18 protein-coding genes are annotated in these 21,507 nt (G+C 28.8%); all 18 read left to right on the top strand.

Translation table 11 applies throughout. The annotated features are described in order from the left end of the window. Positions 1-101: 101 nt before the first annotated feature. The 18 genes from ACH5BK_RS03695 to ACH5BK_RS03610 all read left to right on the top strand — a co-directional run bounded on the left by ACH5BK_RS03695 (position 102) and on the right by ACH5BK_RS03610 (position 21,491). Entirely contained in the window at positions 102-479 is a 378-nt protein-coding gene (locus tag ACH5BK_RS03695) for a hypothetical protein (RefSeq protein WP_404304540.1), read from the top strand. A 42-nt stretch (positions 480-521) separates the two neighbouring features. Beyond that, positions 522-1,409 carry a helix-turn-helix domain-containing protein gene (locus ACH5BK_RS03690; protein WP_404304538.1) on the top strand — a complete coding sequence of 296 codons (888 nt, stop codon included), beginning with the start codon at positions 522-524 and terminating at the stop codon, positions 1,407-1,409. Between the two features lie 60 nt (positions 1,410-1,469). Beyond that, positions 1,470-3,728 (top strand): glutamine--tRNA ligase/YqeY domain fusion protein, encoded by a 2,259-nt coding sequence (locus tag ACH5BK_RS03685; RefSeq protein WP_404304536.1) that lies wholly within the window; start codon positions 1,470-1,472, stop codon positions 3,726-3,728. A gap of 51 nt (positions 3,729-3,779) precedes the next feature. Further along, positions 3,780-4,781, top strand: a complete 1,002-nt coding sequence (locus ACH5BK_RS03680; protein WP_404304534.1) for a hypothetical protein — start codon at positions 3,780-3,782, stop codon at positions 4,779-4,781. 69 nt (positions 4,782-4,850) lie between these two features. Beyond that, entirely contained in the window at positions 4,851-5,495 is a 645-nt protein-coding gene (locus ACH5BK_RS03675) for a GntR family transcriptional regulator (RefSeq protein ID WP_404304532.1), read from the top strand. A 283-nt stretch (positions 5,496-5,778) separates the two neighbouring features. Beyond that, positions 5,779-6,921 carry a porin gene (locus ACH5BK_RS03670; RefSeq protein WP_404304530.1) on the top strand — a complete coding sequence of 381 codons (1,143 nt, stop codon included), beginning with the start codon at positions 5,779-5,781 and terminating at the stop codon, positions 6,919-6,921. A gap of 293 nt (positions 6,922-7,214) precedes the next feature. Continuing rightward, complete coding sequence (locus tag ACH5BK_RS03665; protein WP_254575759.1) at positions 7,215-7,601, top strand: RidA family protein; 387 nt, start codon at positions 7,215-7,217, stop codon at positions 7,599-7,601. A gap of 31 nt (positions 7,602-7,632) precedes the next feature. Next, on the top strand, positions 7,633-9,081 hold the full coding sequence (locus ACH5BK_RS03660; RefSeq protein WP_404304528.1) for an aldehyde dehydrogenase family protein: 1,449 nt from the start codon (positions 7,633-7,635) through the stop codon (positions 9,079-9,081). Between the two features lie 8 nt (positions 9,082-9,089). Continuing rightward, positions 9,090-10,079 (top strand): membrane dipeptidase, encoded by a 990-nt coding sequence (locus ACH5BK_RS03655; protein WP_404304526.1) that lies wholly within the window; start codon positions 9,090-9,092, stop codon positions 10,077-10,079. Between the two features lie 58 nt (positions 10,080-10,137). Further along, the gene (locus ACH5BK_RS03650) at positions 10,138-11,700 is read left to right on the top strand and encodes a BCCT family transporter (protein WP_404304525.1); all 1,563 of its coding nucleotides are present in this window, start codon (positions 10,138-10,140) and stop codon (positions 11,698-11,700) included. A gap of 51 nt (positions 11,701-11,751) precedes the next feature. Continuing rightward, positions 11,752-14,166 (top strand): DUF3726 domain-containing protein, encoded by a 2,415-nt coding sequence (locus ACH5BK_RS03645; protein ID WP_404304523.1) that lies wholly within the window; start codon positions 11,752-11,754, stop codon positions 14,164-14,166. Between the two features lie 2 nt (positions 14,167-14,168). Further along, positions 14,169-16,406 carry an FdhF/YdeP family oxidoreductase gene (locus ACH5BK_RS03640; RefSeq protein ID WP_404304521.1) on the top strand — a complete coding sequence of 746 codons (2,238 nt, stop codon included), beginning with the start codon at positions 14,169-14,171 and terminating at the stop codon, positions 16,404-16,406. 17 nt (positions 16,407-16,423) lie between these two features. Then, positions 16,424-16,852: a helix-turn-helix domain-containing protein gene (locus tag ACH5BK_RS03635; protein ID WP_404304519.1), complete on the top strand. Its 429-nt coding sequence runs from the start codon at positions 16,424-16,426 to the stop codon at positions 16,850-16,852. A gap of 62 nt (positions 16,853-16,914) precedes the next feature. Beyond that, positions 16,915-17,556, top strand: coding sequence for a GntR family transcriptional regulator (locus ACH5BK_RS03630; protein ID WP_404304517.1), 642 nt, complete (start codon positions 16,915-16,917; stop codon positions 17,554-17,556). Positions 17,557-17,759: 203 nt separating this feature from the next. Further along, positions 17,760-18,812 carry a TRAP transporter substrate-binding protein DctP gene (gene dctP / locus ACH5BK_RS03625; protein ID WP_404304514.1) on the top strand — a complete coding sequence of 351 codons (1,053 nt, stop codon included), beginning with the start codon at positions 17,760-17,762 and terminating at the stop codon, positions 18,810-18,812. Positions 18,813-18,845: 33 nt separating this feature from the next. Next, positions 18,846-19,613, top strand: a complete 768-nt coding sequence (locus ACH5BK_RS03620; RefSeq protein ID WP_404304512.1) for a hypothetical protein — start codon at positions 18,846-18,848, stop codon at positions 19,611-19,613. A 1-nt stretch (position 19,614) separates the two neighbouring features. Next, a complete protein-coding gene (locus ACH5BK_RS03615; RefSeq protein ID WP_404304510.1) occupies positions 19,615-20,160 on the top strand; it encodes a TRAP transporter small permease in 546 nt (181 codons plus the stop codon). Then, complete coding sequence (locus ACH5BK_RS03610; RefSeq protein ID WP_129090771.1) at positions 20,154-21,491, top strand: TRAP transporter large permease; 1,338 nt, start codon at positions 20,154-20,156, stop codon at positions 21,489-21,491. Before ACH5BK_RS03615 ends, ACH5BK_RS03610 begins: the two co-directional genes overlap by 7 nt. Positions 21,492-21,507: the final 16 nt, after the last annotated feature.

The following is a 21,507-nucleotide window of genomic DNA, read 5'->3' as shown; positions in this document are numbered from 1 at the left end:
TTTATAATTGTCTGTTTTTTACATATAATAGTCCGTTTTTTACCTTTATATATTTTAGACTACTTGTTAGAATACATAAAAATTTAAAAAGGTTAAAAATTATGAAAACAAAAATATTATTCGCAGTTCAAATATTAGTAGGTATCTTACTTCTTGTATTTGGTCTAAATAAGTTTTTACATTTTATGGCAAATCTTCCTGTTTCAGAAGAAATGGGTATGTTTATGATGGCGTTAGCAAAAACAGGTTATATCTTCCCTATAGTAGGAGCTATTCAAGTATTATCAGGTTTATCTTTTATTTTAAATAAATTTACGGCATTGATGGCTGTAGTTATTGTTCCTGTTATGTTAAATGCTGTGTTAGCTCATGCTTTCCTAGATCCATCGGGTATTGCAGGCTCATTAGTGATTTTAATTTTAGTTATAGTAGTTATGTTTAAAAATAAAGAGGCTTATTCTTTAGTTTTAAAGGCTTAATTATTTATAATATTAAAAAAATAAGTATTAGAAAGAAAATAAATGAATAATGATTTTTTAGAAGTACCTTTTCAGAAATTAGATGATGAAAATATAGAGTTTCAAATTTTAGATATGAAAAAACTTCTAAAATCTACCAGCTTTCAACACCAATTAGAAAAACATCATAGAATAAAGTTTAATTCAATTATGATTGTTATTGAAGGTTTTGGTGAACATAATATAGATTTTAAATCATATACATACAAAAAAGGAACAGTTTTATTTATAGCTAAAAATCAAGTTACTTCTTTTAAGTTAAATCCAAATATGAAAAGTTATATTTTAGAATTTACAGAAGACTTCCTTTGTAGTGTTGTAAAAGATAATATAACTGATATGTTTGATTATATGAGGTATTCTCCTGCCTTGGAATTAGATGAAAGTAATTTAAAATCAATATTTAAAAATATAAAACTTCTAACTCATCAGTTGCAGCAACCAGCTGATGAGTATAAAAAGCCTATAATACAATCTTTATTTCAAGCTTTATTATTTCAACTAAAAAGACAAAGAGTAAAAGATTCTACTCCTATTAAAACAAAAGATGAAAAGCTATATAATGAATTTGTATATTTAGTAAGAAACACTCACAAATATACATTTAGAGTAGAGGATTATGCAAGAAAGTTAGATATTTCTAGTAAAACACTTTCAAGAGTTTTACTTAAATACACAAATAGAACAACAAAAGCTTATCTTGATGAGTCTTTATTAATCAAAATAAAAAGATATCTTTTAGATGAAAAACTCACTTTACAAGAAATAGCAAATAAACTAGATTTTGATGAAATTACTAATTTAATAAAGTTTTTTAAAAAGTTTGAAAAAATAACTCCTTCTGTGTTCAAAACTAGCCAAGAAAAAAGTAGAAATTCTAAGGTATTATAAGCACAAATTTGATAAAATCTATACCTTATAAAAGTTTCAAAATCAAAAGGTTTAATAATAATGAGTGAAAATAAAGATTTTTTACGTCTTAAAGTTGAAGAAGACTTAAAAGCTGGCAAGTATAATGAGGTAGTTACAAGATTTCCTCCAGAGCCAAATGGCTTCCCTCACATAGGACACGCTAAATCTATTTGTATAAATTTTGGTATTGCAAGTGATTACAATGGGCATTGTAATCTTAGAATGGATGATACAAATCCTACAAAAGAAGATACTAAGTATGTTGAAGCACTAAAAGATGCTGTTCAATGGCTTGGTTTTGACTGGGGGAAAAGTGTGTATTTTACTTCTGATTATTTTCCAAAAATATATGATTATGCAGTACAGCTTATCAAAATGGGTAAAGCTTATGTTGATAGTATTGATGAAGAGCAAATGAGAGAATTCAGAGGTACTGTAACACAAGCTGGAAAAAGAAGTGAATATGCAAATAGAAGTATAGAAGAAAATTTAGACCTTTTTGAAAAAATGAAAAATGGTGAGTTCAAAGATGGTGAACATGTATTAAGAGCTAAGATTGATATGGGTGCTGCTAATATGAAGCTTAGAGATCCTCTTCTTTATAGAATCAGACATGCACATCACTTTAGAACAGGTGATGAGTGGTGTATTTATCCTATGTATGATTTTGCTCACTGTTTATCTGATTATATTGAGGGTGTAACTCATTCTATTTGTACTTTAGAATTTGAAAACAATAGAGATATTTATGATTGGGTTTTAGATACTTTAGAATTAACTCCTCCAAGACCATATCAACATGAGTTTGCTAGACTTGGTATAAATTATACTGTTATGAGTAAAAGAAAACTTTTAGAATTAGTTGATGGTGGCTATGTAAGTGGTTGGGATGATCCTAGAATGCCAACTATTGCTGGATACAAAAGAAGAGGGTATACAAAAGAGTCTATTTTAAATTTTTGTGATCAAATAGGTATTGCTAAAGCTAACTCTATGGTTGATGTAGCTCAATTAGAGTTTGCAATAAGAGATGATTTAAATAAAAAAGTGCCAAGAGTTATGGCTGTACTTGATCCTTTAAAAGTTACTATAGAAAACTATGAAGGCTTAGAGCAAATAGAAGCTTCTTATTATCCTCATGATGTACCAAAAGAAGGAACAAGAAAAATACCTTTTTCAAAAGAATTATATATAGAAAGAGAAGATTTTACTGAAAATCCTCCAAAAGGCTATTATAGACTTACTCCTGAACAACCTGTAAGACTTAGACATGGGTATATTATTTCATGTACAGATGTAATAAAAGATGAAAATGGAAATATTACAGAAATAAAAGCTAAGTATTATCCTGATTCAAAAAGTGGAAGTGATACAAGTGGTATAAAAGTAAAAAGTGCTATTCAATGGGTGAGTGCAAAACAAGCTATTAAATCAGAAGTAAGAGTATATGATAGATTATATGCAAATGAAGCTCCAGAAAGTTTAGAGGATTTAAATCCTAATTCTCTTACTATTATTAAAGAAGCTTTAGTTGAACCAGCTGTAGTTACTGAGAAACCAGATGAAAGATTCCAGTTTGAAAGACAAGGGTACTTTTATGCTGATCCTATTGATTATAGTGAAGAAAAACCAGTATTTAATAAAATTGTAGGCTTAAAAGATTCATGGGCTAAAAAAACAACAAAAGTAAAGCCTAAAGAACAAGCAAAAAAACAAGAAAAAAAAGAAATAGTTCATGGTGAAGCCCAAGCAATGAATGAACAACAACAAGCTTTATTTGATAAGTATATAAATGAATTAAAATTAAATGCAGAAGTTTCAAATATTATAGCAAGGGATGAATATCTAGCTTCATTTTATGAAAAGGCTCTAATTGAAGTACCAAGTAGTAGTGTTTCTTTAGCAAATATAGTAGTTACAGAAGTAGCAAGACAAATAAAAGAAACATCTGTAGAAGAGCTTAAGTTTAATGCAAGTCAAATAGCAAGTTTAGTAAAAATGCTTGATGAAAAAACAATTTCAAGCAAGATAGCAAAACAAGTATTTGAAGAAATGACAAAAACAGGTGATGAACCAGAGAAGATTGTTAAATCAAAAGGCTTAGTTCAAATAAGTGATCCAGAAGTAATTACTCCAATAATAGTTGAGGTAATTGAAAAAAATCCTGATAATGTAGAGAAATTTAAAGCTGGAAATACTAAATTATTAGGCTTCTTTGTAGGGCAAGTTTTAAAAGCAACAAATGGTAAAGCAAATCCACAAGTAGTGAATAAATTAGTTGCTCAAGCTTTAAAATAAAACAAAATAAAAGAAGTTGATTTTTTTTATAAATATTAAAAAAGGATTTTGATGATAAATACTAGTATAAATGCTTATATGCAAAATGGTGGAATTCAGAAATCAAACTTACAAAATCAAAATACAAACAAAGAATCAAATATTGATAAACCATCAATAAGTGACGAAATAAAGCTTGAAATTTCAGATGAATCAAATGCCTTAATGAAAATTGATAGTTTACAAAAACAACTAGAAGATATTTTTGGAACAAAAAAAGTATTAACTTCTGATGAATTAAAAAAAGAAAGTGAACTTAAAGCTCAAATAAAAGAATTAGAAGTTAATAGTGAGCTACCTTATTCTCAAGATGATAAAGACATAATAAACAAAATCAATATAGAAATACAGAAATTATTAGAAAAAGATTATCATAGTGTTCAAGATGATGAACAGATGTTTAGCTTAACTAAACAGTTAGATGAAATAGGTAAAAAGTATGAAGATTCAACACTTTCTACATCTGATAATACAAAAAAAGAGAATTTAATAAAAGAGTTAAGAACTTTACAAGGACTTAAAAACCCAGACGCTTATGAATTGATTGAAGCAGATAAAATAAATAAAAAGATTGATATAGTTAAACTTGAATATCAGGTAAGTCAACTTGATAAAAATAGTGATTCTTACATTTCTGATAAGCAAGCACTTAGTGAAAAGATTTCAGCTAATTTTGAATCATTATCAAAACTTGATAATGAAAAAGAAAGATATAAAAGTGAAGAAGTAAGAGAAACTGCAAAAAAATCAATACAAACAAGTCTTTCAAATATTGATTCTATAAAAGATAATTTTTATAATTCAAAAACTTCATCTAATAGTTATGATAATCTTTTTAGTTTAAATAAAACTACTACAAATAGTTTAGATTCTAGCGAACCAGCAGAAGAAAAAGAAACAAATAAATGGTTGAACTTTTTACAAGATTCAAGAAAAGACCTTTATTCATCAAATATAAGTGAAAATGAAAAAATACAAAATTTAATGCAAAGAGTTAGTGTTTTACATGAGTAAAATATATTTTAAATATATCTAAAGTATATAAATCTTATTATAAAAAAAACAAAATAGGCTATTTTTAGTATGAAAGAAAAAAAAATTAGAAGATCTAAGACTCAAACAATCACAGAACAAGTATATAAACAATTAGAACAAATGATTGTTTTTTGTGAGATTGAACCAGGCAGTGTTTTAACAGAGAAAGAAATTTGTGATATGTTAGGCGCAGGTAGAACTCCTGTTCATGAGGCTTTACTTTTATTGTCAAAACGCTTTTTAGTAAATTTTTCAAAATTAGGTATTATGATTCCTGATATGAATTCATCAATACAATTACAGCTTTTAGAAATGAGAAGACCTATTCTTAAAACTTGTGTTGAGTGTGCAATAAAAAGACTTACTCAAGTAGATAAAGATAATATTGCTGAATTATTAGATTCAGTAGATGACTTAACAGAACCAGAATTTTTAAATTGGTTAGAGAAAAGACAAGAAGTTTTATCAAAAGCTTCAAAAAACTTTTTTATATATGAAGAACTTAGAAACGTTCAAGGTTTATCAAGAAGATTTTGGTATTACTATTCAAAAAAAGAAGATAATGATGTCGTAAGAGAACTACATAAAAAAATATTAAAAGCTGTACATGATGAAAATGAAAAAGATGCAGTAAAATATGTTGATGAAATAATAGACTACATAGAAAACTTTGTGAAAAAAAACTCAATCTAATAAAATAAGCTTATTCCCTTTGAGGGAATAAATCAAAATACTTTTAAAAATATTTATACAATTTTAATGCAATACTAAATTATTTTTAAGATAAAAATAAAAAATTAAGTATAAAATATATTTTATAGTTTTGATTAAATTATATTAAATAGCATTAAATTTTTAAATAATAAACTTACACTTTTTTTACACTAACCTTTATGTAAACTTATAATATATTTTAAGTTTACATAAAGTATTCATGGGATAAACTTTTTTTGTACACAATTTAAGGAGAGAAAAAGTGAAAAAATTAAGTCTTAGTTTAATAGCTACATTAGCAATTTTAAATACAGCAAATGCTAATAGTTTATCAGAAGCATTTTCAAATGGTAAAGTCTCAGGTGAGTTAAAATCACAATTTTATCAAAAAGAAAGTAATGACTCAAAAAAAGTAAATATATGGACAAATGGTATAAACCTTTCATATCATACAGCTGATTATAATGGTTTAAGTGCAAAAGTTACATTCCAAGCTGCTTCAGTGGCTACAGAGGATTTAGATGAAAATCCAAATGCTTATGACGCTGATCAAAATGTTAGTGGAGCAGTTTTATCTGAATCATATATCCAATATAAAATGAATAATACAACATTGAAAGTGGGTAGACAGTATTTAGCAACTCCACTAATTGCATCTTCTGGTTCTAGAATTTTTAAAGAATCTTTTGAAGCTGCAACTTTAACAAATACAGATATAAAAGATACTTCTATTTCATTAATGTATGTAGGTAAGTATCAAGGTAGAACTGATGGAAATGAAGGTGCTCCTTCTTTTGATAGTTTAGGCGATGGTGTATTTTCTATTTATGCAACAAATAATTCAATTAAGAATTTAAGTTTAGCAGGACAATACGTAAAGGCTAAAAATTTATTAGCTAATAATACTAAAGATGTAAGTATTTATTATTTAAATGCAGAATATGATTTTAATGCCTTTAAATTAGGTGCTCAATATTATGGGTCTGATGATAATGGTGCAGCAAATAATGATGGGAATGCCTATGCCTTAAAAGCTTCAACAAATATAAAAGATTTATCTTTAGCTGCTTCTTATAGTGAAGTTTCAAAAGATGGTGGTATTGATGCATGGCACTTAGGAAATGGAGCTGATTATATTTATACATGGAGTTGGTATGCTGGTTCAAGATATTCAGCAGATATGAAAGCAACAAAGTTTGAAGCAGGGTATAAATTTACAGATAAACTATCTGCAAATATCATGCATATAAGTTGGAAAACAAGTACAAGCTCTAGGACTAAAGAAACAGACTATATAATAGATTACAAAGTTTCTAAAGACTTTTCGCTTAGATGGCTACATGGTCAATTAGATAATGCTAGTAATGAATATCAATCAAGAATTTACGCATCTTATAAATTTTAAATATCAATTCCTCTTTTAGAGGAGTTGACAAGAGTTTAAAAGGCAAAATTATTATTTGTTCTCCTAAATTTTAAATGATAGTTTTGTCTTCTAAGCTTTTCTTTCAATCTTTTATTCACTAAAAAACAATCATAATAATAAGAGTATTTTTAATATAAATAAATATTTTAAAAAATAGTTTACTTAAATTAAACTTGTAATATATTTTAAGTTTACATTAAGTAAACATGGAGTAAACTTTTTATATATCATTTATATATAAGATATGTAGATAAAAAAAGAAAAGGAAATTCATGAGTAATAAAAAAACACCAGTAAAAACAGAATTATTTGCTTCAAAAGCACCATTAGAGTGGGCAATCACAGCTAATAATACTTTATATACGGCACAAATACCAATTGATGAGACAGGAAAAGTAGTTGAGGGTGGAATAGAAGCTCAAACAAGAAAAACCTTTGAAAACCTTGTTCATACTTTAGAGTGTGCAGGAGTTTCTACAAATGAGGTTTTACAAGTACTAATTTATGTTACTGATAGGGAATATTTAGCTACAGTAAATAAAGTATATGCAGAATACTTTGAAGCTCCTTATCCAAATAGAGCAGCAGTTGTTGTAGCTGGTCTTGCAAGAGAAGAAATGCTTGTAGAGTTTGTAGTATACGCACAAGCTAGTAAATAATTAAAATTGATATAAATACAAAGGAAAATAAATGACTTATAATTACGAAGAAGGTTTATACATTAATGGTAAATGGCAAAAAGGTGTTTCTACAATTGAAAATATTAACCCATCAGATATTTCAGAAAATATTGGAAATGTAGCACAAGCAAGTGTTGAACAAGTAAATGAAGCAATTACTGCTGCTAAAACTGCACAACCACAATGGGAAAAAACTGCTTTAGAGCACAAAGTTAATGTTCTTCAAGCAATTGGTGATGAGCTAATTGAAAGATGTGAAGAGTTAGGTGAACTTTTAGCAAGAGAAGAGGGTAAATCAAAAGCTGAGGGTAAAGGTGAAATTTACAGATCAGGTCAATTTTTCCAATATTATGCAGCTGAGGTTTTAAGACAAATTGGTGAAAATGCAGCTTCTGTTAGACCAGGAATTGATATTGATGTAACAAGAGAAGCAGTTGGTGTTGTTGGTATTATTTCTCCTTGGAATTTCCCTACAGCAACAGCAGCATGGAAAATCGCACCTGCTTTAGCATTTGGTAATGCAGTTATTTGGAAACCAGCAAACTTAACACCAGCATCAGCTGTTGCTTTAACTGAAATTATTTCAAGACAAGATATTCCAGCAGGTACATTTAACTTAGTACTTGGTTCAGGTGGAACAGTTGGTGATACATTAATTAACTCAAAAGATATTAACGCTATTTCATTTACAGGTTCAGTTGAAACTGGTAGAAAAATTGCAGTAGCAACTTCTGCAAACTTTGTTAAATGTCAATTAGAAATGGGAAGTAAAAACTCACTTGTTGTAGCATCTGATGCTGATATTTCTGTAGCAGTTGAGTCAGCAATTGCTGGTGCATTCTCTGGTACTGGTCAAAAGTGTACAGCTTCTTCAAGATTAATCGTAATGGAAGATATTCATGATGAGTTTGTTGATGCAATGGTAAAAAGAATGGCTGAATTAAAAGTTGGTCATTGTTTAGAAGATGGAATCTTTATGGGTCCTGTTTCTGATAAAAATCAATTTGAGTCTAACTTCAAATGGATTGAAAGAGCAAAAGAGCTTGGTGGAAAACTAGTATTTGGTGGAGAGAAATTAAACTTAGAAAAAGAGGGATACTACATGAGTCCTACTTTATTTGTTGATACAAAAAATGATTGGGATGTAAACCAAGAAGAAGTATTTGCACCTATGGCTTGTGTAATTAAAGTAAAAGATTTAGATGAGGCTATTAAAACTGCAAATGATACAAGATTTGGATTAACAGCTGGAATTATTACTCAAAGTTTAAAAACAGCAGCTATTTTCAAAAAAGAAGCACAAAGTGGTTGTGTAATGGTTAACCTTCCAACAGCAGGTACAGATTATCACGTACCATTTGGTGGAAGAAAAGAGTCAAGTTTTGGACCAAGAGAACAAGGTTCGTATGCAAGAGAATTCTACACAATTGTAAAAACAGCATACCAAAAACCTTACTAAGGAATAATATGTATAAAGATCAAATTATTATTGATGGTTTACAGTATTGTAAATGGGACAGAGACTATTTCCTTTCACTTCAAAAAAGTGGGATAACTGCTGTTCACGTTACACTTGTTTACCATGAAATGGCAAGAGAAACTCTAACAAGATTTGCTCAATGGAATAAATATTTTGAACAAAATAGTGATTTGATTATGCCAGTAATGAGCATGGAAGATGTTCATAAGGCAAAATCTACTGGTAAAGTAGGTATCTTCTTTGGAGCGCAAAATTGCTCTCCAATAGATGATGAAATAGGTTTAATTGAAGTTATGAGAAAACAAGGTTTACTTATTATGCAATTAACTTATAATAATCAAAGCTTATTAGCAACAGGGTGTTATGAGCAAAATGATAGTGGTATTACTAGGTTTGGTAAACAAGCAATAGAAGAAATGAATAGAGTTGGAATGATTGTTGATATGTCACATAGTGCTGAACGTTCAACACTAGAAGCAATTGATATTTCATCAAGACCTATTTGTATTTCACATGCAAACCCGACATTTGCCCATGATGCTTTAAGAAATAAATCAAATGAAGTTATTAAAGCATTAGCTTCAAGAGGTGGTTTATTAGGTTTTTCTTTATATCCGTTTCATTTACCAAATGGAAGTAAATGTACTTTAGATGATTTTTGTGAAATGATAGCAAAAACTGCTGATTTAGTAGGGGTTGATCATTTAGGTATTGGAAGTGACTTATGTCTAAACCAACCGCAAGAGGTTTTAGAGTGGATGAGAAATGGAAAATGGTCAAAAGCAATGGATTATGGAGAAGGGAATGCTTCAAATTCAGGATGGCCTGATGATTTACCTTGGTTTAAAGATGAGTCAGGGATGGAAAATATTTATAATGGTTTACTTAAATATGGATTTCAAGACAAAGAAGCTAATCAAATTCTTGGCGGGAACTGGTATAGCTTCTTAAAAGACGGTTTAGAACCTAAAAGTTAATCTTTTGAGAAAAACTTTTAGGTGATATTATCAAAAATATCATAAAAAGGATATGAAGATGGAAACGAATGTGGATACTTTAGAGCAAGTAGAAAGTCATGATGAAAAAATTGAAAAAAAACCACAATTAGATAAATTATCTTTGATAATTAGTAGTGGTTTTTTAGTAGCTTTTGTTATCTTAGCATTAGTTGATTCTAAACTTTTATCATCAATTGTAAATGGTGGTTTTGCTTGGTCATCAAAAATGTTTGGAGCTTATTGGCAGTTTTTATTATTTGCTACATTTATAGTAGGAATTGGTTTAAGTTTAGGAAGAACTGGTTCTGTAGTTTTAGGAAATTTAGAAAAGCCAGAAATGAGTACATTTCAATGGATAGCTATTATCCTTTGTACATTACTTGCAGGTGGTGGTGTTTTTTGGGCGGCAGGTGAACCTATTGCTCACTTTATTTCTCCTCCACCATTTTATGGAGCTGAAACTGATTTATTTCAAAAAGCTATAAATGCATTATCTCAATCTTTTATGCACTGGGGATTTTTAGCATGGGCTATTTTAGGGACTTTAACAACTATTGTTTTAATGTACCTTCATTATAATAAAGGTTTACCTTTAAAACCTAGAACTTTACTTTATCCTGTTTTTGGAGATAAGGCTATAAAAGGTCCTTTAGGTTCAATTATTGATGCTTTCTGTATTGTTTCAGTTGCAGCAGGAACTATTGGGCCTATTGGTTTCTTAGGGTTACAAGTTTCTTATGCTTTAAATAAATTATTTGAAATACCAGATACTTTTACGACACAATTTACTATTATTTTATGTGCAATTGTTATTTATACAATCTCTGCTTTAAGTGGTTTAACAAAAGGTATTCAGATTTTAAGTAGATGGAATATTATTTTAGCAGTATTCTTAATGTTTTTCATTTTCATTTTTGGACCAACTGCATTTATTATTGATGCTTATGTTCAAGGTGTAGGGTCTGTTATTCAAAACTTTATACCAATGGCTACATTTAGAGGTGATACTTCATGGCTTGGTTGGTGGACTGTATTCTTTTGGGGATGGTTCTTAGGTTATGGACCAATGATGGCTATTTTTATTGCTAGAATATCAAGAGGAAGAACAATAAGAATGTTAATTTTAGCTGTAAGTATTTTTGCTCCACTAATTACTATGTTTTGGTTTACAATTGTAGGTGGAGCTGGATTATCATTTGAAATTGCACAACCAGGTGTTATTAGTGAGGCATTTAAAGGTTTTAATTTACCTGCTTCTTTATTAGCAATTACACAATCATTACCATTACCAATGGTTATGTCAATTTTATTTTTAGTTTTAACTACAATTTTTATTGTAACAACAGGGGATTCTATGACATATACTATGAGTGTTGTTGTAAGTGGAAGTACTGAGCCTCATCCTTATCTTAGAATGTTCTGGGGTATTTTAATGGGAGCTTTAGCAATTATATTAATATCAATAGGATCAGGAGGGATATCGGCATTACAATCATTTATTGTAATTACAGCAGTGCCTGTATCTTTAATCTTATTACCTGCATTATGGAATGCACCGCAAATAGCCATCAAAATGGCAGATGAACAGGGTTTAAAATAGTAAAAAGAAGTATTTAATACTTCTTTTTACAAAAAATTTCAGGAGAGAGAAATGAGTAAAAATATTAATAAAACACAAAAACCAATATTAAGAGATCCAAGTGTAGTAATGGATTTAAAAAGAATGGGTGCAATGCATCAATCAAGAATCAGTTTTACAAGAACATTAATAAGAAAAATGGCAAATGAAAACTGGAAAATAACAAATACAAAATGGGATTTATGTAAAGATGGATATGGAACAGCTATCTATGAACTTAAAACTCCAAATAATACATATAATGTAGTGATTTTTTCTAATCATATAAAAGATGAAGAAAGAAATGATAGGGTAATTGCTGAGAAATGGGATACAACTTTTACATTAATTGAAGGTGATGTTAGTAATAAGTTATTAGAAATACTTAAAAGCAATGTTCCTTTACAAGAAGCAGGTCGAAATACTAATAGAGCTTTTGTATTAGCAAGAGCTAATAAAAGTGTAAGAGTTTTTGATCATGTTATTGATTCTTTAGCAGCAGGTGAACAGCCTAATATTCAAGAAGTAGCAAAAGTTGGATACATTCTTAGAACAACTGCTGTTTACGGTAGTGGTAAGTTTGGAATTAATGATTATGTTGCATTAGAAAGTAACCCAGATTTCTCTCAATCTTTTAGTGCTGAAATGTGTGCTGTATATATCTTAAGACAGTTTTCTTTAGATTGGGCTAATTATATTGCTAAAAATAAAGGTGGAGATAAAGCCGTTACTTTGGATAAAGATATTCAAAGATTTTTAGGAATAGGAAATGCAACAGGTTTAGGAATGGCTCCTTATTTAATAAGACATCCAAAAGTTGTTGATAATTGGTTATATCAAAGAGAACAGGCATTAGGAAAAGTATCATTAGAAGAAATTACACAAGAAAAAGCTGAAGAATTAGTTGGATATTTAAATAGAGCTATTACTCATCTTGAAGATGTTATAACTATAAATGAAAATCAAAAAAAGTTAAATATTCAAGCATCATTAGAACTTCCATCAATTATAGAAATGACTAAAAAATTAATTGGTAGTACTTATAAAGATTTAATTGAAAGTTCAACTAATGCTTCTTATGAAGCACAAGAAGTTTTAATCTCTTCTATTATTGAGTTATATCCTGAACTTGTAGATTCTCATCAAAACCAGATGAGAGTAGATGAACAACCTTTAGAGTTAGCAGGTGTTAAGATTAAAGCTTTAAAAGAAAAAATCAAATCTCATTATTCTTGGGCTTTAAACTATGACTTTTCAACACAAAAAAGTAATTATTGGTTTTGGTATGTTTCAGAAGACAAAGGTGAACCAAGACTTGGAGTTAGAAATGTTGATAAAGGACATGAACTAGAACTTCCTTTAGATATAGCAAGAAGAGTTACTAATCTAAATGCAGCTTTAAAAGATGTGAAAGATGATGAACCAGTAACTAAGTATTTACTTGAAAACCCACAATACTCTGCAATTGTAAGAAGAGTTTGGACTATGGGTGCTTGTAAAATGGGTGAAATTCAAGCAAATGTTTTAGATGAAGATTTTCTACCTATGGATTTATTAAGAGCTAAACTTGCTATGTTTGGAGCTACGAAGTTTGATCCAAGATCAGATAGATGGGTTCAAGTTACATTCTTCCAAAGTGCACCATTAGCAAATGAAATTCATAATGAGGAGTGGTTATTCCCTCAAATTCCAAAAAGTAAAGATGATAGATTAAACATTGAAGAGGGAAAAATATCTGTTTCAAGAACAGAGTTAACAACTATGTGTAGTAATGCATTTAATGGATTAAAAAGAGATTCAGGAGAAGCTGACATAATTTCTAAAATGGTTGTAGATACTGAAATGGTAGGTTTAGATGGTGTAAAACATTATGCAAATGCTTTAAAATTTTTAAAAGATGGTAATAAAACAGCTTTAAATATTACTTCTAAAGATTCTCATATTGTTGTAGATTTAAATAATGATACTATTTTAGCTCATATTCAAATATTAATAGCTTATGCTTTAGAATTTATACCAAATAATGAAACGGTGACTTTAGAGATTAAAAATTGTCATAATAGATGGCTTGTATTCCCTCAGGCTCTTAGAATTGCTAAAAAGGGTTTAAGTGCTAGATTCTCTTGGAATAATTCATCAGATGATAAAAGTATTTCATATTTAATAGGTGCAAATGATGAGTTACCAGAAGTTTGTATTTCTTCAAATAATGATTTTGATGAAAGAACACTATTTATTGAAATTAGTACAAAAGATATAAAGACTAAGTGTGATAGTTCTGAATTAATAAGTCCAAAACAACTAAAAAAAGCCTTTAATGATGCTTGTGAAAATGGTCTTGTAATTAATTTAGAAGATTGGAATGCACTTAAAGAAGTAGCAAAAGCAATCTATGTTGAGTCAAGTGAAAGCTCAAGAAATGATGCTGGTGGAATTGTAGAGAAATAAAAATGGAAAATCAACATTTAAATGTAAAAACAGCTGGAGGGTGGGGTGCACTTATCTCCTCTGGCAAGTTTTTAATGAGAGAGGGATTTTTTAAAGGTTCTAAAATGCTTTTTAGTCTTAATCAAGTAAAAGGCTTTGATTGTCCTGGGTGTGCTTGGCCTGATCCTAGTGATAATGAGCGTTCTATGACAGAGTTTTGTGAAAATGGTGTAAAAGCTATTGCTTTTGAAACAACAAAAAAAAGAGCTTCAAAAGAGCTTTTTGAAGAGACTACAGTATCTCAATTAAATGAATATGATGTTTATACTATTACTAATCAAGGGCGTTTAACTGAACCTTTTTATTATGATAGATATAAAGATAAATATGTACCTATATCTTGGGATACGGCTTTTGGAATAATTGCTAAACATTTAAAAACTTTAGAAAAACCAGATGATGCAATATTTTATACATCAGGTAGAACATCTAATGAAGCTGCATTTTTATATCAACTTATGGGAAGAATGTTAGGAACTAATAATTTCCCTGATTGCTCAAACATGTGTCATGAAAGTTCTGGTGTAGGAATGGGTGAATCTGTAGGAATTGGAAAAGGAACAGTATCTTTAGAAGATTTTGATAAAGCAGAATTAATAATGATTTTTGGTCAAAATCCAGGAACAAATCATCCAAGAATGTTAAGTGAATTACAAAAAGCTTCAAAAAGAGGTGCTAAAATTGTTTCTATAAATCCTTTAAAAGAAGCAGGTTTAGTTTCATTTACTCATCCTCAAGATGTAGGACAAATGTTAACAAATAATGCAACTCCTATTTCAACTCACTATTATCAAGTAAAAATGGGTAGTGATATGGCTTTAATTCAAGCTATTATCAAATATATTTTAGAAAATGATGAAGCTTGTTTGGATAAAGAGTTTATTGATGAGCATACAGCTGGTTTTACGGAGTATAAAAATGAGATACTTAAAAAAGATTGGAAAAGCTTAGTTGAAGAAACATCACTTCAAGAAGAAGAGATTATAGAAATTGCTAAACTTTATGCAAATTCAAATAAAACTATTTGCTGTTGGGCTATGGGATTAACTCAACATCAACATGGTGTTGCTACTATTGAAGAAGTTATGAATTTATTACTTTTAAAAGGTAATATTGGAAAAGAAGGAGCTGGGGCTTGTCCTGTGCGAGGTCATAGTAATGTTCAAGGTGATAGAACAGTAGGAATTAGCGAAGCACCTAAAGAAGAGTTTTTAAAGAAAATAGATAGTGTTTTTGATATTGTAAGTCCTAGAAGTCATGGTTATGATGTAGTTCATGCAATAAAAGCTATGAAAACAGAAAAAAACAAAGTATTTATAGGACTTGGTGGAAATTTTGCAGATGCAGCACCTGATACAAAAATAACTTATGAGGCTTTAGAGTCTTGTGCTTTAACTGTTCATATTTCTACACATTTAAATAAAAGTCATTTAATTTGTGGACAAGAAGCTTTAATCTTACCTTGCCTTGGGAGAACTGAATTAGATATTCAGCAAAATGGAGTACAAAGTGTAACAGTAGAAGATTCTATGAGTATGGTTCATGCTTCAAAAGGTAGTAATATCCCAGCTTCACGAGATTTAAAATCAGAACCTGCCATTATTGCAGGAATAGCAAATGCTACTTTTGGAAATGAAAAAGTAGATTTCTTAGACTTGATTACAGATTATAATAAAATTAGAGAAAAAATTGAGGAAGTATTACCTTTATTTACTTCATATAATACAACTATGGAAAATAAAGAGAGTTTAGAGTTATATAATAGTGCAAAAAATAGAGTATGGGAAACAAAGAGTAAAAAAGCAAATTTTATAGTAAATGAATTACCTACTTTAAAGCTAGAAGACGAACATCTTATTTTAATGACAATGAGATCTCATGATCAGTTTAATACAACAGTATATGATACAAATGACAGATATAGAGGGATAAAAAACAAAAGAAAGATTATCTTTTTAAATGAAAAAGATATAGCTAAACTTGGATTTAAAAATGGAGATTTAGTAAATATTCAATCACATTCTAAAGATAATATAAAAAGAGAAGTGCATAACTTTGAGATCATAGCTTATGATATAAAAGAAGGCTGTGCAGCAGCTTATTTTCCTGAGGCAACACCTTTAGTTTCGATAAACCATTTTGATAATAAAAGTTTTACTCCTTCGTATAAGTTTATTGATATTACACTACAAAAAGTTTAATAAAAAAAGAGTTTATTATGAATAAGTCTAATCTTATATCTAATGGAATAGAGTTTAATAAAAACTGTGAAGAAAACTTTCTAAATATAAAAATACCTTTAAGTTTGGAGAATCAACAAATAATAGATTGGTTCTTCAAAGAGTTTAAAAAAATTGAAATAAAGCATATATGTGATAATTGGCTTTTAGATGAAAAAAATAGTGCTGTAATAAGTCCTAATAAAACTTTTTTTTTAACAAAAAGGGAATTAACTTTTTTTAAACTATTAATTAAAAATAAAATTGTTACCTATGAGCAAATGAATTGGTTTATTTGGAATGGAGAGTTCGCAAGTGAAAATGCAGTAAAAGGTTTTGTTAAAAATTTTAAGAAGAAAATACCTCCTAGTATTTTAAAAAATTTAAAAGGAATTGGCTATAGATTGATTGATGATATAAATGTATAGTTAATATATTTAAAATATATTTATGTATAATAAAAATACAAATCTATATTTTAGGTAGTGCAATGAAAAAAAAATTAAAACGAGATAAAAATAAAACAATGACTGAACAAGTTTATGAAAAACTTGAAGATCTTATTGTTTTTTGTGAAATTGAACCAGGAACAGTCTTAACAGAAGCAGAAATATCTGAAATGATAGGTGCAGGTAGAACTCCTGTTAGAGAAGCTTTAAGGATGTTAGCAAATGAATCTTTGGTTAATGTATCAAGAATAGGAGTTTTAATACCTGAAATGAGTGGCTCAACTCAACTTCAACTCTTAGAAGTAAGAAGAGCTATTTTAAAATTATGTGTTGAAAAAGCAATAGATAGATTAACAGAGATTGATAAAAAAGCAATTCAAGAGTTATTAGATGTTGTTGATGAACAAGATGATGTTGAATTTTTATATTGGTTAAAAAGAAGACATAAAGTGTTAGCAAAATGTTCAAAGAATCAATTTATCTATGAAGAACTTAGAAATGTTCAAGGACTATCTCATAGATTTTGGTATTTTTATGCAAAAAAAGAAGACCATAAAGAAGGACAGACTTTACATAAATATATTTTAGAAGCTGTTTTAGAACAAGATAAACAAAAAGCAGTAGCAGCTGTTGATGATTTAATTGACTATCTTGAAGCTTTCACTAGAAAAAATTTAATTTAATTTATATACCTTTTTTGGGTATATAGATTTTATACAAAAAAACTATAAAATAATCAAAAAACATTTATTATTATAAAAAGATATACTAGAATTATACTATATTTTATGTAGTATATATTTTAAACATATTTAGAATATATCTTAAGTATATTTTAAGTTATTGAGGGGTAAACTGACAATATATAAATTAAAAAGGAATAGATATGTTTAGAAATAAGTTACTAGGAACAGCATGCGCACTATTATTAAGTGCAGTTAGTTTAAGTGCAGAGACATGGAAGTTTGCAAGTGAAGAAGCAAAAAAAGATGTACAAGACATATATGCTCAAGAGTTTGCTAAAGTAGTTAAAAAAGAATCTAATGGAAAAATTAAAGTTAGAATCTATTACTATGGGCAACTTGGTGGTGAAAATGACATTGTTGAACTAACTTCAAACGGTTCAATTCAATTTGTATCAGTTGGAACTGGACATTTAGGTTCTTATGTACCTGAAGTTCAAGCAATCTCAATCCCTTATGTATTAACAAATAATGAAAATGCAGCTTATGAAGTTTTAACTACAAGTAAAACTATTTATGAAGATTTAGCGCCTAAATTTGAAAAAGCAAATTTAAAACTACTTTCTATGATAAGTGAAGGTGAAATGGCATGGGGTGCAAATAAACCTATTAGAACTCCAGAAGATTTTGCAGGTCAAAAAATAAGAACATTTACTTCAACAATTCCTGTTGAAACATACAAAACTTTTGGAGCTGTTCCAACACCTTTATCATGGGGAGAGGTTTATTCTTCTTTACAATTAGGAACAATTGATGGAATGGTAAATCCTATGTATTTCATCTATAATGCAAAATGGCACATGGTTCAAAAATATATTATGTTCCCAGGACAACAGCCTTATATAGGAACAATTTCGACAAACGCAAAATGGTATGCAAAACAAACACCTGAAAAACAAGCGATTATTCAAAAAGCAATTAAAGCAGCTAATAAAGCAGCCTTTGAATATCAAAAAAGAATTAACAAAGAAAACACTCAAAAAATGTTAAAAGAAAATCCTGAGTTAAAACTTATAACTTTAACGCAAGAAGAAAGAGCAAGATTTAAAGAGTTAAGTAAATCTCTTCATGGGACTTTCTTAGATGTTGTTGCTAAAGCATATCCAAATGGAAAAAAAGAACAAGCAAAAAAAGAAGCTAAAGAGATTCTAAGTGATTTAATCCAAGAAGTAAAAGAAGCTGAAAAAAGACATTAGTATAAGCCCCTTTGGGGCTATAAAAGGTTAAATATGGAAATTAGAATTTTAGAAAAAGAGTTAGATAATCAAATTTCATATAATGGAAAAGTAGGTTTAATTCTTTTAGCAACAGATCAAATAACTTTATATGAGTTTGAAGCAATTTTTAAAGATACAGGAATACTTTATTTTCCATCTAGAGTTATGTTAGATTCAGTTGAATTAAGTCCAGAAGTTTTAATGCAAGTTAAAAATCAATTATCAAGTGCTACAAACTCTATCGTTCCTGGTATGAAACTTGATGTAGTTGCTTTTTCATGTACATCTGCGTCTATGACAATAGGTGAAGATGAGGTTTCTAAAATCATTAAAAATAGCGATTTAAATAGACAAATAGATGAAGTTACAAATCCTTATAGTGCTATTAAAAGTATTTGTAAATTTTTAGATATAGATGAGTTAGGAGTTATTACTCCTTATAGTTTAGAAGTTACACAAGGAATTGTTGATGGGATGTTACCTGATATTAAAGCTGTAGATGTGGCTACGTTTAATAATCCAAATGATAACTTAGTTCCTATTATAACTCCTACTTCTGTAAAAAATGCAGTAATTGATATGGCTAAAAATGAAGATGTAAAAACTATATTTGTTTCTTGTACAAATATTAATATTTGCAGATATATAGATGAGTTAGAAAAGATTACTGGAAAAACAATTTTAACAAGTAACCAAGTTATGGCTTGGGATATTCTAAGGTTAGCAAAGTATAAAAAGCCTATTTATGGCTTTGGTTCAATCTTAGAGAAAGAAAGATAAGATGAAAAATATTTTAGCAAAAGTAAATTCTTTTACAGCAAAAATAGAAAAAGTTATTTTAGCTTTATCTATTATGCTTATGATGATAAATACAACAGCAAATGCTTTAGGAAGATATATCTTTAATCAAAGTATATATTTTTCTGAGGAATTAAATCAATTTTTAATGGTGTCAGTAACATTTATTGGTCTAGCTTATGCTGTAAGAAATGGAAGAAATATAAGAATGACAGCAATATATGATTCTTTAAGTCATAAGAAAAAGAAAGCTCTTATGATAATAATTGCTATTTGTACGTCTTTTTTAATGTTCTTATTAGCTTATGAAGCTTTACAGTATGTATTACAATTAAAGGGCATGAATAGGCAAAGTCCTGCACTTCAAATTGAAATGTATTTAGTTTATATGATAGTGCCAATAGGCTTTTTTATGGCTGGGTTACAATTTTTTATCAGATTTGTTCAAAACTTATTATATGAAGAAATATATCTTTCTTATGATGTAATTGAGCAAAAAGATACAGACTTAAAGGATCAAGCATGTTAGAATTTTTTCAAAATGTAATAAATGGTGAGCTTGATGTATATGTAATTACATTTACGCTTTTAAGTGTAATGGTAATTTTATTGTTTTTAAGTTTTCCAATGGTTGTGCCTTTAACAATAGCTACAATGATAGGTTTTTTACATTTTTCTGATTTGCCTTTACAAAATATCATACAGCAGATGATTACTGGGATTACACCAAATGCTTTAATCGCAATTCCTATGTTTATTTTTGCAGCTGATATTATGACAAGAGGTCACACAGCAAATAGATTATTGGACTTAATTGAGGTTTTTATAGGACACTATAGAGGTGGTTTACCAATAACAACTTGTTTAGCTTGTACTTTATTTGGTTCTGTTTCAGGTTCAACTCAAGCTACAGTTGTTTCAGTAGGTACTATTATGAGACCAAAACTTTTAAAAGCAGGGTATAAAGATAGTTTTATTTTAGGACTTATTATAAATGCAAGTGACATTGCTTGGTTAATACCACCTAGTATCGGACTTATCTTATTTGGAGTTTTAGCAAATGCAAATATTGCTGAGTTATTTATTGCAGGAATTGGTCCTGGAATTGTATTAGCAGGTTTATTCTCTGTTTATTGTTATATATATTCAATAGTTCACCAAGATAGTATTGCTCTTGCTCCTAAAGTTGATTGGAAAGGAAGATTTAAAGCAGTAAAAAAAGCTATTTTACCTTTAGGTTTCCCTGTATTAATAGTAGGTGGAATTTATAGTGGAGCTTTTACTCCAACAGAAGCAGCAGCATTTTCTGTTTTATATGCAATTATTTTAGAAGTGATTATTTATAAAAAACTTGGAATAAATGATTTAATTGATTCATCATTAAGTACAGGTCTTATTACAGCAGTTGTATTTATTTTAGTTGGTGCAGGACAGGCTTTTTCTTGGTATATCTCTTTTGAAATGATACCTCAAGAGTTACTTGGAGCTCTTGATTTAGAAAATGCAAGTCCTGAGTTTATTTTGTTTGTAATTTCTCTTGCTTTTGTAATTGGATGTATGTTTGTTGATTCAATAGTTGTATTACTTGTTTTAACACCTGTATTTATGCCTATTATTGATAGTTCAGGAATTGACCCAGTTTTAGTAGGAGTTGTAATTACTTTACAAATGGCAATTGGTTCTGCTACACCACCATTTGGATGTGATATTTTTACTGCAATAGCAGTGTTTAAAAAATCATATATGCAAGTAATTAGTGGAATTTTACCATTTTTCTTAATCTTAGTATTAATGTCAGCGATTTTGATTTTCTTCCCTGACACAGCGCTATTTTTAAGAGATTTAGCATTTGATAAATAAAAAATTAAATTTAATA

This window comes from Arcobacter sp. YIC-80, from assembly GCF_044841725.1.
Lineage (GTDB): Bacteria > Campylobacterota > Campylobacteria > Campylobacterales > Arcobacteraceae > Arcobacter_B.
The sequence above is the reverse complement of the archived record's forward strand: the minus strand, read 5'-3'. Positions and strand labels throughout refer to the sequence as shown.